The organism is Sulfitobacter sp. R18_1 (assembly GCF_017743915.1).
In the GTDB taxonomy this organism is placed as follows: Bacteria; Pseudomonadota; Alphaproteobacteria; order Rhodobacterales; family Rhodobacteraceae; genus Sulfitobacter; species Sulfitobacter faviae.
Genome location: NZ_JAGHRG010000016.1, coordinates 1 through 13838 on the forward strand (window position 1 = coordinate 1; position 13838 = coordinate 13838).

Below are 13838 nucleotides of genomic sequence, written 5' to 3' on the forward strand. Positions count from 1 at the left end.
TGGAAACCTTGGCACCGGTCTGCGATGATCCCATCATCAGCCTGCCTGCAACTCAGACGGACTGATCAGCTCGGCCGTCGAAAGCGCCCGGCCAGCCGCGAGTTACACCACGCTATGGGGCATGATCACACTTGCAGGAAAGGGATCAAGCCGCTCTTGCGCACACCAAGTGACATAGGCTTGCACATCACAATGATATGCGCGCATCGTTGCATCGGAATATGCCCCATCGAGAGTTTCTAATGCTTTGCTCCAATCCAACATGCCAGATCTCCGGTAAGAATAGTGCAGTTATGATAAAAAATATATCATAAGTAGCGCTATGTCAATCACGGGTCAGCAAATACGGACAGCGCGCGCCGCGCTGAATTGGTCAGTTCAGGACCTCTCCGATGCCACAGGTATCGGTACTGCGACGATTGTGCGCTATGAAATGGCCGAAGCTACCGTGCCCAAATCGCGCAAAAATAACCTCGAGATACTCCGTACCTGTTTTGAGGCTGCCGGGATCGAGTTTATCGGCGCCCCTGACGACGCGCCCGGCCTGCGGTTTTACACAACTGTTTCCTGAAGCCGCCTTGAATACGGCATCATGGCACGCGTTTCAGAGCTTGCGCGCTGCAGTCTCCATATGTAGTGTGTGAGACATATACCGTGCGCATGATGTGCTAGGTTCGATTTCCGCTCAGTAGGGGTGATGTGCATGATGCCAATCCCTCTGCTGTTTGCAGGGACGCACCAATGCGCAATTCCGGTTTTCCCACATCAATTTTTGGCGGCATAGCACCTGCGCGTGCGCCTCCTTGCGGCTCGATTTGGCTCTTTGCCGCTACCGGCAAAGGCAACGTCTGAGAAAATTTATCCCGCCGCAAGGAACCCAGAAATGACAAAAAAGCCCAAAGATCCCGTTGCTGTGCAACACAAACGCCTCCCTGTCGCTCTCGGAGGAAGTCGAGAAAACCATCAAAAGATTGTTGGTGAGGTTCATGACACCCTCCAAGCCCGCAGCGCGCTGGAGCGCCGCCGTGCCAGTGAAATCGCTATTCTGGAGATGGAGTTGGAGCAGCATCGAAGGCTGCGCGATACGCGTCTTATGGTAGCTGTTCGCGATTTCGCGGCAGGCTATTTCTCATCTGGCCGTTTTGTGATTCGGCCAGATGTTGAACAAAGACATTTGAAACTCGCGCGAGATCTGGTGGGGGAGGACCCGACGCGTCAGGTGAAAGCGGAGGAAAAGTTGCAGGCCGCGGGCACAACGCTCGATGAGCTTTACGCGCGTGCCTATCAAACACTCGCGGAGGGATTGAGCCATCATGAAAAGCGCATCGAAAGCTTGGAAAAGCGTCGCCGCGACCTTCTGGATGATTTCGACGCTCTTCGTGTCATTGCCCCAAGGATGCGGCAAAATGGATAAGCGCGATGAAACCGGCGGTGCGCGCTCTGACCCATCGCAAAATGCCAGACGGCACGGGCTAACTGCTCCCGTGCCGAGCGAGCAAACGCTCAAAATTTACCGGGAAATCCTAAACAACCCCGAACAATGTGCGGCAAGCTACGTGACTCATGAAGTGACGCGCTTAGCATGGGCGTTGGCGGAAGCTGAGGCGCGAGTTGAGCGCGCCAGCGCAGCCGAGCGCGAGCACCTTTTTGGCGGTGCGAGAGCGGATGCTGTTACGATTGACGACTTTCGGCAAGTGGTGCTTGACGTCCCAGCAATGCGGGAAATCGTCTTATCGCAAACTGTGGATGTCGCTACGGCAGTCGCAGCTGCGCAGGAGGCAGCATTCTGGAAAGCCTACTGGAAAAAGGCTGATCTCCTGAAGCGCTATCGCCGCGAGGCTGAGACCAGCAGAAAGAAAGCGCAAGCTGCCTATATCAAGGCGCTTGTCAAAGACGATCCTTCTCTACCCGGCAAGTAGCGCGGATCGCGCTTTGAGGCGGGCATAAGGAAGTAACGGATTTGCCGTCACAAAGCGGTCAACGCTTTTCGCGGCACGCTATTTGACATTTTGGATCATTCATTTTCGGGGCGAAGCCGGTCTTCGCCCCGAAATGCTCTTTGCCACACACCGTTTGTCGGCATCAACTGGAACCGCATCCTTTGCTGTAAGCTGACGTTCCGTCCCATCTGGGCGAGGGGGCGGGGTCATATCTCGATCGTTTCCCATCCCGAGTGTTTGCCTGGGCCAGGCGGCGACCGTGTTCCAGCCGTTAGCGCGCGGGCCGCTCGAAATCTACGGTTTTCGAGGGATCGCCTTGTCTTGAGGGATATATAGCTTTCAGCTGGCGCACTTGTGGTTCAATAATTCGCGTAGTCCTCGTTAAATGCTGTTTCCCGAAACGAACTATTCTACTCCTTTAGGTGGTGTTGGAGAGAACCCGCCATGCTCGAAAAGGGCCTGTAGGGCAGGGCGCTGGTGGACTGTCGGTGTGCAATGCGGACAACTTACATACAGGTCTGGTACCTGCAGCAGTTTGCCGGGCTGCGGCGCCGGAACCTATTAATTGATCGGACGATGAGGAAGCTCTCCGTGAGTGCGCTGAACTGTGAGCCTCGATTGCAGGCCGCGACGCAGGTGCGCGAACTCAATAGGATGACTTGGAAGCTCGTTGCCGCTGGTTCCGCGAGAGCGACATTACAATCGCAGGAACGGCAGAACTCATCAAGATTGCCAGGCCTGCGTCGTAAGAAGCTTTTGTCCCATATGTGGCTCATGCCCACCTAGGGAACCTATTTCCCGAAACGGCATTGGGCTCGCCATTGGGTTGTGTCGCGACAGTTTAGTCGGCATCCCTGATCTTTGATGTGACAAAACCTACTTGGCTTCAGTGTGCCCGGTCGCAGCTCGATCAGTTGGCAAAGCAGTTGCCCCACCAAAGCTCCGATAACGCGCAACACCAGCGGCGCGCGGGTCGATCCGCCTAACGAGGCTCGGAGATGGGGTGAAAAACGCGCCTCCTGCAACCCGCCAGGGCATTCGCGCGACTAGGGAAGCAATCTGTGATCCATTGCATTACACACCATTCATGTGTATTTACTATGTGATATAGGAGGATGGCATGCAGACCACAGCCGAAAAACAGCGCACCAATATCACCCTGACGGCAGAGAACCTCACGGCCGCCCGGGAGTTGGGCCTGAACGTCTCCGCGATCAGCGATGCTGCTGTCGGAGAAGCGGTGCGTGCAGCACGGGCCGCAGCTTGGGCGTCAGATAACGCGGCGGCAATCTCAGAGCGCCGCGCTTGGATTGACGCCCATCGGATGCCATTGGCAGACTTGCAGGTGCTGCGGCTCGGCTGATGGCGCAGTTCCACGTCTACCAAGTATCTGGCGGGCGGTTTGTCCTCGACCTCCAAACGGATCTCATCGACACCGGCTCCCGCGTCGTCGCACCTTTGATCCCAATTGCAGGCGGGCCGGGGGTCATAGGACGCCTCGAGCCAGTGTTCGAGATTAACGGCGATGCATATGTCCTGCATACTGCAGAGATGGCGGCGATCCCCTCTGCGTTGCTGAAAGGTCCTCCCATCGCCGACCTTTCCGCATCAGACTATGAAATCCGCGGAGCCCTCGACATGGTCTTTTCGGGGTTCTGAGCGGGCCAATTTGACCAGCCTTCTCCTCCGCGCGCTATCGGATCCGGTTATGCCAAGAACCCAGCAATCCGCCGCGCAATCTCGCCTCGATCATAATCCAGCGTTGCCACATGGTAAGACCGCTCTAGCCAAGCCAGCCGTATCTCACTTGACCCCACTGAGGTCGCGATACGTAGCGCGTTTTGTGGGTCGACGACATTGTCGCTTCGCGACTGCATAATCTGGATCGGCTGCCGTATCAGCGGCAGCAAGGCGCCGGTCGCATTCGTCAGCAGGAAGCGTTCCTTTAGCGTATCGCGTGGAATCCGATCATAGCAGATTTCGGTCATCCCCGGTTCGGCGATGTCGGAGCCGATGCCGTCGATGAACGCTGGCCCGTCTGCGTCGTAAAGCGGCACCACAACCTCGGGGCGGTAGAGGCCTGTTGAACCGTTGATGCTGACCACGCCCTGTATCTTATCGGGCATTCTGGCGGCGAGGTTAAGCGATAGTGTCGCGCCCAAGGATAGCCCGCCGACGATAACCCGGCCACAGCGTGCCGAAAGTTTGGCAAGAGCGTCTTCAGCAGAGGCGACCCAATCCGCTTGACCGGTTTTTGCCAAGGCGGCAGGGGTTTCGCCATGTCCCGCAAGACGCGGGCAGTATACCGTCGCGCCGCTGATCTTATGTACTTTTTCCGCGACCTCTCGCACGCTCTGCGGCGTGCTGGTGAAGCCGTGGAAAAAGAGAAATCCGGTGTCGCTGCCTTCGAGAAGAAAAGGCTGCGCCTCGGGCAGGTCGAAGGGGGCGATCGGGGTCTGTTTCATAGGCGCATAAGATCGCGCTATCGCCGCGCTACGCAAATAGACTTGCGGTATCGTGCGATAACCGAACGCGATCAATCAAGCGGCGGGAAGTGGTTGCGGAACTGACGCAACAGCCCTGTATCTGCCTTGATGCTCCATGCCATCGAGATCGTCGCCTCTGCATCCAGCCCTGCTATCGGCACCAGTTCCAGGGCTGCGGGCAGGCTGTCGGCCATGCTCATGGGGAAAAGCGTGACGCCGCGGCGTTCGGCCACGCGCTGTAAGATCACCTGCACGTCCCAAGCCTCATCCACCACCACGGGGGTAAGACCCGCGCGATCGCATGCGCTGTCGAGCAGCGCGCGCCATGAGCGCCAATTTTCCCGCAGTCCCATGACGAAGGGTATCTCAGCCAGCTCATCCACCTGCGCGGGGGCTTCGCCTGCGGGGACGACCACACCGATGCGCGAACTCCAGACGGGCATCTGGTCGATCCCCGGGGCACCAACGGTGGGATGAGAGAGCAGAAAGCCAAGGTCGATGGCACCGGATTTTAGGTTTTTCAGCATGTTATCCGTGGACATGACATGCATCTCGACCTGCACGCCGGGGACGCTGCGGTGGAAGGCATCCAGCGCTTCCGAGATTTGCCGTGAGGTGGCGAGGGCGGAATAGCCCACGATGATATGCCCACGGGCCCCGGCCGCATTCTGGCGTGAAGCGCGGATTGTCCGCTCGAACTGCGCGACCGTCTGGCGTGCATCGTCGAGGAAAACGACGCCCTCTGGCGTGGGGATCACGCGCGGCCCGCTGCGATCGAATATCCGAAACCCCAAATCCACCTCCGTGTCTTTCACGGCTTTCGAAATGGCCGGCTGCGCGATATTGAGCATCTCGGCTGCGGCGCGGAAGCCCTGGGCATCGGCCACGGCCAAAGCGTATCGCAGATGTCGGAGGTCGAGCCTTGTGGGTTTCCTGCCGTCGTTCATTAATGCTTCCGTGTTGATCGCGTTTCGTTATCACTCGATCAACCATCGCTATTTGTCAACTGACCCTTCAGCGGTGAGGTTGAATCGGAATTACGGGCCCGGTTCCCGTCTTGGTATGGGGAGGAGGCCCGATGCTGACGCTGTTCAACAGATTATGCTCTTGGCTGATGTTTATCGGCGGCTTTGGCGTCATCGCGATGATGCTGAACATCGTGGCGGATGTCGTCGCTAAACTGGTGTGGAACGCGCCGATCCAAGGCACGGTCGAGATGTCGTCCTACTACTATATGGTCGCGCTGGTCATGCTGCCGATGGCCTTTGTCGAGATGCAGGACCAGCAAATCTCGGTCGATCTGTTGTTCAATCACTTCCCCGCATGGCTTCAGAAACTTGCGTTGCTCTTTAGCTGCCTCGCCGCTGCCGCCATCTTGGCTGTGATGACATGGCGCACCGGGCTGGACGCCATGCGCGCCCTGCGTGTGGGCGAAGTTGTGATGGGCGGGCGTGAGGTCATAGTCTGGCCTTCGCGTATGGTTCTGCCGCTTGGCTTCGGCCTTGCCAGTCTCGCCGCGTTGCTGCGGGGTCTGCTGGTGCTGCGCGGGCAGCCTGTCACCCAGTCCGACCTCGATGGGGGCATGTCATGAGTAATCTCGTTATCGGCTGGATCGGTGTGGGCACGCTGTTCGGGCTGCTGGCCTTTCGGATGTCCATCGGGACGGCTCTTATGGCGGTGTCCTTCGTCGGCATCACCGTGATGTTCAATCTACAAGCCGCGTTTGGCATCGTCAGCGCCATGCCCTTCAACTTGATTGGAGACTGGTCGCTGACGGCAATCCCGATGTTCCTCTTCATGGGGTTCATCGCCGCCAATACCGGACTCACCGCGGGTGCGTTTGACCTTTTACGTGTGTTGCTGGCGCGGGTGCCTGGCGGTCTGGCTTCGGCCAGTGTCGGCGCTTGCGGGCTTTTCGCGGCCGCTTCCGGCTCTTCCATCGCGACCACCGCCGCCATGTCGAAGATCGCCGTGCCGGAGATGCTGAAGGCGAGATATCACCCTTCGCTGGCCACCGGTGTCGTCGCGGCTTCGGGCACGCTTGGCTCCCTCATCCCGCCGTCAATCCTTATGGTGCTCTACGGCATTTTCACTGAGCAATCGATCGGCCAGCTCTTCATCGCGGGCGTCATTCCCGGTGTGCTCTCTGCCTTCGTATATATGGCGATGATCACCGTTCGCGCTACAGTCACACCGCAGCTTGCCCCGCCCGTGGTTGAGCGGATTGACCGGGCGCAAGTGCTGGGCCTGCTATGGTCCGTTTGGCCATTTCCTGTGCTGGTGCTCGGAGTCTTGGGCGGCATCTTCGGCGGTTTCTTCACCCCGACTGAAGCAGGTGCCGTGGGTGCGTTCCTCGCCGCGACAGTTGCATTGCTGCGCCGCTCGCTGACCCGCAAAGCCCTGGCCGAGGCGATCCGCCAGACGACGCTCGCGACCTCTTCGATCTTTTTCCTCTCCATCGGCGCAGTGATGTTCACCCGCTTCATGGGGCTGTCGGGCGTGCCGCGCGCTCTGACGGATATGATGCTGTCGGTGTCGGACAATCAGATCGTGATCATCCTGATGATTGCTGCGCTCTTCGTCATCTTGGGCATGGTCATCGACTCTATCGGTCTGATTCTGCTGACGCTACCGATCCTGCTACCGGTGCTCGAGGCCGCAGACATCAACCTCATTTGGTTCGGCATCATCTGCATCAAGCTTTTGGAGATCGGGCTTGTGACACCGCCGGTCGGCCTGAACCTCTATGTCCTGCACAGCGCGCTCTCGGGCGAGGTAAAGCTGCGCGATATCATCTCGGGCACGACATGGTTCATCGCCATGGACATCGTGACGCTTTTTATCCTGATCGCCTTTCCCGCGATCAGCCTGTTCCTGCCCTCGCTCATGGCGCAGTAACGCTTTTTTAACCGGAGGAGACAACAACATGAAACTCAACACATCCATACTGGCCCTCGCGGTCTGTGGCCTCGGCACTGCGGCCGCAGCCCAGAACGCGAACCACTTCTTTGCGGAACGCCATTCGATGGTGCGCGGTCCGTACGTGGAATTTGCCGAACGTGTGGCCGAAGAAACCAATGGGGAGGTGAATTTCACCGTCTTCGCAGGCGGCTCCCTGCTGCCACCTGCGGCTTCACTGCAAGGCGTGCGCGATGGCGTGGCACAGGTGACATATCACGCGGGCACTTATACACCGTCCGAACTGCCGGTCGCGAACCTGATCGGCAACTTCGCCTTTTACAATACTGATCCGATGGTCATGGCCTTCGCCTCGACCGAGTTTGGCCTCACCAACGAAGCCGCCTTGGCCGAGTGGAAAGAGAATGGCGTGGTCTTCGGTGGCGGCTACTCGACCTCTGAATACTATATGATGTGCAACACGCCTGTCGCCACCTATGAGGACATTCAAGGTAAACGCCTACGCATGGCCGGGGGCGCCTGGTCGCGTTTTGCCGAACATGTGGGCGCCGTGCCCGTGTCGATCCCCTCAAGCGAGATGTACACCGGCCTCGACACAGGCTCGCTCGACTGTGCCGTGGCGGCAGCCGATGCGCTCGATTCCTTTTCGCTTTCCGATGTGGTGACCCATCTGAACATGCTGGCCGTCGGCAACTACTACGCCGGTTTCGAGTGGGGCTATAACCCGACGTTCTGGCAGGGGCTGTCGCAAGAGTCGCGCGACGTTCTGTTTGACCAGATGGCCTATTACCTCGCGCAGCACCGGGTTGAATTCGACCAGGACGTCGACAAAGCGGTCTCTGCTGCAAAAAAAGGCGGCATGGAAGTCTTCGAGCCCGATCAGGCCCTTAAAGACGCGCTGGCGGAATTCGTCAAAGCGGACGAAGCCGTGCTGATCGAAAACGCCAAAAGCCGCGGGATCGAGAACCCCGAGGCTTTGCTGGAAGACTATAAGCGCATTGTGGACCGCTGGGCCGAACTGCTGGCCGATGTGGATCACACCGATACCGACGCGCTCGCGGCTCTGGCAAAAAGCGAGATCTATGACAAGCTGGACCGTGCAAACTACGGCATGAACTAAGCTTTAGAGCGCAGAAGGGTAGGGGCGCCGCAATTGCGCCCCTTAGCCCGCCCGCATTGGCAACCAGCGACCGCGCGGCGCTTCGGTGACCAGCGCCCGGTCCCTGACCAATAGCTCACCCCGAGAGAGCACATGGCGCGGCATACCTTTGACGGTTGTGCCTTCGAAGGGATTGTACCCGGTGTTGTCATGCAGATCATCGGCGCCGTAGGTGTAAATAGCTTCAGGATCCCAAATCGCCAGATCAGCATCGAAACCTTCGGCAATCGCGCCTTTGCTATCCAGACCAAAGGCCCGCGCGGGCGAGGTGGCCGTCACCTTCGCGAATGCTTCGACATCCATGCGTCCCTCGCTCACCATCGCGCTGAACATCAGCGGCAAGCGCGTCTCCAGCCCCGGCATCCCATTGGCGATTTGATTGAATGGCGCGTTTTCCCCATGGGCGAACTTGCCGCTTGCGTCCATCCGGTAGGGCGCGTGGTCTGAGGTGATCAGCTCAATCGTGCCATCGGCCATTGCCTCCCAAAGAGCGGCCTGATCCTCAGTGCTGCGCTGCGGAGGGGAGCACATAAAGCGGGCCGGATTCTCGCTGTCCAGAATATCCTCGGTCATGAAAAGGTAATGCGGACAGGTCTCCGCCTGCACCATCACCCCACGCGCGCGGGCCTGCCTGATGATCTCAGCTCCTTCGCGGGTCGAGACGTGAAAGATCATCACCCGCGCCCCGGTGAATTCGGCGAAACGGCACATCCGGTCGATCGCCTCGATCTCTGCCTCGCGTGGGTGGGAGGCGGCGTGGTATTTCGGGGCGGTCTTGCCCTCGGCCAGCAGCTTTTCGGTCATATGACCGATCAGCCCGTCATTCTCGGCGTGAAAGCAGACGAGCGCGCCCGCATCCCGCGCCAGCGCAAGGATATCGAGAATGGATTTGTCGTCCTGACGAACCTTGGCGTAGGTGGTGAATATCTTGATCGAACGGTGTCCTTCGGCGATCAGCGCCGGGATGTCTTCGGCCAGATTGCCATTGCCCGTGTCGGCGACGATCATGTGAAATGCGTGATCGATCACCGCGCCCTTCTTGGCAAGCGCGGCATAGTTCCCCACGACCTTCCGCATCTTCTGGCCCGCGTGCTGCGCGGCGAATGAAACGGTGGTCGTGGTCCCGCCCATCGCGGCAGAGCGTGTGGCGGTGCGGAACGTATCGGCATTCATCAACCCTGCGCCGGACATCTGTTCGATATGGCAATGGGTATCTACACCACCGGGCAATACCAACAGGCCGCGCGCGTCGATTTCTGTCGGGGCAGAGGATGTGATGGTATTGCTCAACTCACTAATTTTACCCTCCGCGATGGCGATGTCCTGAACCGCAGCGCCTATGGGCGTTACAACGGTCCCGCCACGAATGACGGTGTCAATCTGTTTGCTTTGCATGGCAACCTCGACGATATGCAGTATCTGGGATGGTAAAAATAATCATACCATGCGTATACCATATGGTATACCGATAAAAGATATATCGCGGCGGAGGCGGGCTCTTGGCCCCGAGAGGAGGTAACATGACCGATAAAATCGAAACGCTCGGGGATGCCACCTTCAAGCGGCTGAAGGCGATGATCATGGACGGCACGCTTGAGCCGGGCACGCGACTAAGCGAAAAGAAGTTCGCCGACCATTTGGGCGTATCGCGCACACCGGTGCGAGAGGCAATCGGTCAGCTGGTCAGCGAAGGCCTTGCCAAGCGCAGTGCGGGTAGCGCGCCGGTAGTCTCAAGCGTGTCCTTGAACGAGATCATGGAGATCCTCCATGTCCGTAGCTTGCTGGAATGTGAGGCGGCACGCAAAGCTGCATCTTCGGGCAAGAAAACCGCGGAGCTAAGCGATATTCGCAATAAAATGCAAGGGTTTATAGATGGCCCGCGCCCTACAGCGGCAGAGCATTCGGCTCTGGATATGCGGCTGCATTTCATCCTTGCCGAGATGGCAGGCTCAAATCTTCTGCTCGAGCTGATCGAAAGCCTTAAGGTCAAAACCGGCATGTACGATCAAGGTTCGATCCCTGATCGTCTAGTGCCGGGGTGCGAGGAGCATATCGCTTTGATCGACGCGGTCATCGCCAAGGAGCCCGACGCCGCCAGCGCTGCGATGAAGCTGCATCTCAGCAATGTTCGAGAATCGATCATTTCGCACATTTATCATCCATTCTAATCCCCGTGGGGCAGCGCCGACGCAAAGGTGGTTGACTCAGCATTCCGGTTGTATACCGTAGGAATACCAATTGGGAACGCAGTGGGGATTCCATGCAAGCGCAACGACCCGAGGGCGGTATCGTTCTCGCGATCACCTTTCAGTATTACCGCGATTTGCCGACAGCGATGCGCTTCTACGAGGACGTGCTGGGCCTGACGCTCGCCATTGATCAGGGGTGGTCCAAGATCTACCGGATCGACGGCCAAGCCCATGTCGGCCTCGTGGATGAAACCCGCGGCATGCAGAAATGGCAGGAGAAGAAGACCGTTCAGCTTTGCCTGCGCGTGCCAGATGTCGACGCTTGGTATGCTTGGGCTGAGGCCAACAAGGTCGCCGGGCTGACCAAGATGTTCGACAGTGATGAGCTGGGCATCCGCGCCTTCGCCATGAACGATCCCGAGGGCTATCAGATCGAGGTGCAGACTGCCCGCCCGGGCAACTGACGCCGATCCGTCACCATAATGAATGAGGGCCCGCCAAGTGGCCCCGTCACCCATCCAACAGTGGAGAAGCTACCCATGAAATATCTCAGTGAAACCGCGCTGCGTGCCAGTGCCCTCGGTCTGGCCTTGATGGCCACGACGGCGGGCGCGGCATTGGCCGAGAAATCTGTCACCATCGGCCTCACCGCGGACCCCAGCCACCTCTACCCGCTGGCGGGCGAGGAGTTGTCGTCCAACATCATGTATTACCACCTCTACGATCCGCTGGTGAAGCGCAGCGCCGATCTGTCCTTCGGGCCGGGCCTCGCCGAAAGCTGGGAGAATGTCGATGACACCACATGGCGCTTCAAGCTGCGCGAGGGCGTGACCTTCCACAACGGCAACGACTTCACCGCCGAGGACGTGGTCTTCACCGTCGAGAAGGCGCGCGAGTCGATCCGCCCGGACCTCGTGGCCAACATCGCCTCGATCACCGCGGTCGACGATTACACCGTCGAGATCAAGACGCCCAAGCCCTACGCGGTGCTGCCCAATGATCTGGCTGAACTGCTGATCCTCGACAGCGAATACACCCAAGCCACTGGCGACGAGAAGATGGACCTCGAGCCTATGGGCACCGGCCCCTACAAGCTGGAAAGCTGGATCAAGGAAGAGAAGCTAACCCTTTCGGCCAATGACGACTACTGGGCCGGCGAGCCCAAGATCGACACTGTCACCTTCCGCCCGATCACCAATCCCGCGACACGCACCGCGGCGCTGCTGACCGGGGAGGTGGATGTGATCCAGGACCTCGCGGTGCGTGACGTGGACCGGGTAAAACGCGAAGAGGGTTTTGAGGTCGTCACCCGCCCGAGCCTTCTGAACGTCGTGCTGGCCATGGATACCCGGGAGAAATCCCCGACCATCGAAGGCGACAACCCGATGACCGACCAGCGAGTGCGCGAAGCCATCGCGCGGGCCATCGACACCGATGCGATCAATAAGATCGTCATGAACGGTTTGGCCACCCCGAGTGACCAATTCGTGCCGGAAAGCCACATCGGCTATGCCGACGGCATGAGCTTCCGAGAGATGTACCCGGTGGACATCGAGAAGGCGAAAGAGCTGATGGCCGAGGCAGGCTATGCCGACGGCTTCACCATGACGCTGGATGCCACCAACAACCGCTACGTCAACGACGCGCAGATCGCGCAGGCGCTGGCGTCGATGCTGGCCAAGATCAACATCGACCTGCAGCTGAACATCATGCCGAAGTCGAACTTCTGGGGCTACATCCGCGTGCCCACAGAGAACTCCAGCTTCATCATGTCGGGCTGGGACGTGCCGGCGGGGGATGCGGGCTCCATGTATGGCGCGCTGTTCTACACCCGCGACAAGAAGGAAGGCTACGGGCAGGTCAACCGCGGCTCCTACTCCAACCCGGAGCTCGACGCGCTGGTCGACAAGGCCGACGCCACTCCCAGCATCGAGGAGCGCGACCAGTACCTGCAGGAAGCTTCCAAGCTCTTGTTGAACGACATCCCGATGATCCCCGTGCATTACGAGCAGGACATCTACGCCAAGCGTGACGGCGTGATGCTTGAGCCGCGCGTGGACAAGTTCATCTGGGCCTATGACATGGACGTGGCCGAGTAAGCCGCAGCCTCCGACCCCGGCGGCCTGCGCTGCCGGGGTCTTTCTCCTCCTTGCCGAAAGACTGTAGCCGCTGATGTTCGGATATCTGCTCAAACGTCTGATCCAGATGACGCTTGTCCTCTGGATCGTCTCCGTGATCGTCTTCTTGATGATGAGTTTCACCGGCGATCCGGTGTTCATGGTCGTGCCGATCGACGCCACCGATGCCGAGATCGCGCAGGCGCGCCGCATCCTCGGGCTCGACCAGTCGCTGCTGGTGCAATACGGGCGCTTCATCACGAGCCTCGTGCAGGGCGATTTCGGCAATTCCTACGTCTTCCGCCAGCCCGCGATGACGCTGATTTTGGAGCGTCTCCCCGCCACCGTCGAGATGGTGCTGGTCGCCATGGCGCTGGCGCTCGCGGTAGCCATTCCGCTTGGCGTCTACGCCGGGGCCAACCCGAACTCTCGCATCAGCCGCACGATCATGGCGGGCTCCCTTCTGGGCATCTCGCTGCCGGGCTTCTGGGTCGGCATGGTGCTGATCTTCCTCTTCGCCGTGCATTGGGGGATTTTTCCCTCCTCGGGCCGGGGCGACACGGCCGAGATCTTCGGGCTACGCATCAGCTTGCTGACCGCCGACGGCTGGCATCACATCATTCTCCCGGCGGTGACCCTTTCGCTCGCCACCATGGCGATCCTGCTGCGCATGACCCGCGCGGGCATGATGGAGGTCGGGCGGCAAGATTTCATGAAATTCGCCCGCGCCAAGGGCGCCACGCGCCGCGACGTGCTCTATAAACACGGGCTGAAAAACGCGCTTATTCCGGTCATCACCATCTTCGGTCTGCAACTGGGCGATCTCATCGCCTTTGCCACGATTACCGAGACGATCTTTTCCTGGCCCGGCATGGGCAAGCTCTTGATTGACAGCATCTACCGCGCCGACCGCCCGGTGATCGTCGTCTACCTGATGCTGGTGGCGCTGATCTTCGTGGTGATCAATTTCCTCGTCGACATCGTCTACACGCTGATCGACCCGCGCATCACGTTGAAATGAGGGCGGT

15 protein-coding genes are annotated in these 13838 nt (G+C 59.2%); 12 read left to right on the forward strand and 3 right to left on the reverse strand.

Going from position 1 to position 13838, the window contains the following annotated elements:
* Positions 1–322 precede the first annotated feature (322 nt).
* The 5 genes from J7392_RS22570 to J7392_RS22590 all read left to right on the forward strand — a co-directional run bounded on the left by J7392_RS22570 (position 323) and on the right by J7392_RS22590 (position 3599).
* Complete coding sequence (locus tag J7392_RS22570) at positions 323–571, forward strand: helix-turn-helix domain-containing protein (protein WP_209219512.1); 249 nt, start codon at positions 323–325, stop codon at positions 569–571.
* A gap of 312 nt (positions 572–883) precedes the next feature.
* A complete protein-coding gene (locus J7392_RS22575) occupies positions 884–1414 on the forward strand; it encodes a hypothetical protein (protein WP_209219513.1) in 531 nt (176 codons plus the stop codon).
* Positions 1407–1919: a hypothetical protein gene (locus tag J7392_RS22580; protein ID WP_209219514.1), complete on the forward strand. Its 513-nt coding sequence runs from the start codon at positions 1407–1409 to the stop codon at positions 1917–1919. Before J7392_RS22575 ends, J7392_RS22580 begins: the two co-directional genes overlap by 8 nt.
* 1141 nt (positions 1920–3060) lie before the next feature.
* A complete protein-coding gene (locus tag J7392_RS22585) occupies positions 3061–3303 on the forward strand; it encodes a type II toxin-antitoxin system CcdA family antitoxin (RefSeq protein WP_209219515.1) in 243 nt (80 codons plus the stop codon).
* Positions 3303–3599 (forward strand): CcdB family protein, encoded by a 297-nt coding sequence (locus J7392_RS22590; RefSeq protein ID WP_209219516.1) that lies wholly within the window; start codon positions 3303–3305, stop codon positions 3597–3599. The genes J7392_RS22585 and J7392_RS22590 overlap by 1 nt, the downstream gene beginning before the upstream one ends.
* A gap of 47 nt (positions 3600–3646) precedes the next feature.
* Here J7392_RS22590 and J7392_RS22595 read toward each other — a convergent pair whose 3' ends face one another.
* Together J7392_RS22595 and J7392_RS22600 are read right to left on the reverse strand one after the other, a co-directional pair.
* The gene (locus J7392_RS22595; RefSeq protein WP_209219517.1) at positions 3647–4405 is read right to left on the reverse strand and encodes an alpha/beta fold hydrolase; all 759 of its coding nucleotides are present in this window, start codon (positions 4403–4405) and stop codon (positions 3647–3649) included.
* A gap of 71 nt (positions 4406–4476) precedes the next feature.
* Positions 4477–5373, reverse strand: a complete 897-nt coding sequence (locus J7392_RS22600; protein WP_209219518.1) for a LysR family transcriptional regulator — start codon at positions 5371–5373, stop codon at positions 4477–4479.
* A gap of 131 nt (positions 5374–5504) precedes the next feature.
* Here J7392_RS22600 and J7392_RS22605 point away from each other — a divergent pair, with 131 nt between their 5' ends.
* Genes J7392_RS22605 through J7392_RS22615 form a run of 3 tightly spaced genes read left to right on the forward strand, consistent with a single transcriptional unit; the run spans position 5505 to position 8465 of the window.
* Positions 5505–6017 carry a TRAP transporter small permease subunit gene (locus tag J7392_RS22605; RefSeq protein ID WP_209219519.1) on the forward strand — a complete coding sequence of 171 codons (513 nt, stop codon included), beginning with the start codon at positions 5505–5507 and terminating at the stop codon, positions 6015–6017.
* On the forward strand, positions 6014–7324 hold the full coding sequence (locus J7392_RS22610; protein ID WP_209219520.1) for a TRAP transporter large permease: 1311 nt from the start codon (positions 6014–6016) through the stop codon (positions 7322–7324). Before J7392_RS22605 ends, J7392_RS22610 begins: the two co-directional genes overlap by 4 nt.
* A gap of 28 nt (positions 7325–7352) precedes the next feature.
* Positions 7353–8465, forward strand: a complete 1113-nt coding sequence (locus tag J7392_RS22615; RefSeq protein ID WP_209219521.1) for a C4-dicarboxylate TRAP transporter substrate-binding protein — start codon at positions 7353–7355, stop codon at positions 8463–8465.
* Between the two features lie 42 nt (positions 8466–8507).
* On the opposite strand, the gene hydA is transcribed toward J7392_RS22615, so the two are convergent.
* A complete protein-coding gene (gene hydA / locus J7392_RS22620; RefSeq protein ID WP_209219522.1) occupies positions 8508–9899 on the reverse strand; it encodes a dihydropyrimidinase in 1392 nt (463 codons plus the stop codon).
* A gap of 125 nt (positions 9900–10024) precedes the next feature.
* On the opposite strand from hydA, the gene J7392_RS22625 reads away from it, so the two are divergent.
* The 4 genes from J7392_RS22625 (at position 10025) to J7392_RS22640 (ending at position 13831) form a co-directional block, all read left to right on the forward strand.
* Entirely contained in the window at positions 10025–10672 is a 648-nt protein-coding gene (locus J7392_RS22625) for a GntR family transcriptional regulator (RefSeq protein ID WP_209219523.1), read from the forward strand.
* 92 nt (positions 10673–10764) lie between these two features.
* Positions 10765–11157: a VOC family protein gene (locus J7392_RS22630; protein WP_209219524.1), complete on the forward strand. Its 393-nt coding sequence runs from the start codon at positions 10765–10767 to the stop codon at positions 11155–11157.
* A 75-nt stretch (positions 11158–11232) separates the two neighbouring features.
* The gene (locus J7392_RS22635; RefSeq protein ID WP_209219525.1) at positions 11233–12792 is read left to right on the forward strand and encodes an ABC transporter substrate-binding protein; all 1560 of its coding nucleotides are present in this window, start codon (positions 11233–11235) and stop codon (positions 12790–12792) included.
* 73 nt (positions 12793–12865) lie between these two features.
* Positions 12866–13831 (forward strand): ABC transporter permease, encoded by a 966-nt coding sequence (locus tag J7392_RS22640; protein ID WP_209219526.1) that lies wholly within the window; start codon positions 12866–12868, stop codon positions 13829–13831.
* Positions 13832–13838: the final 7 nt, after the last annotated feature.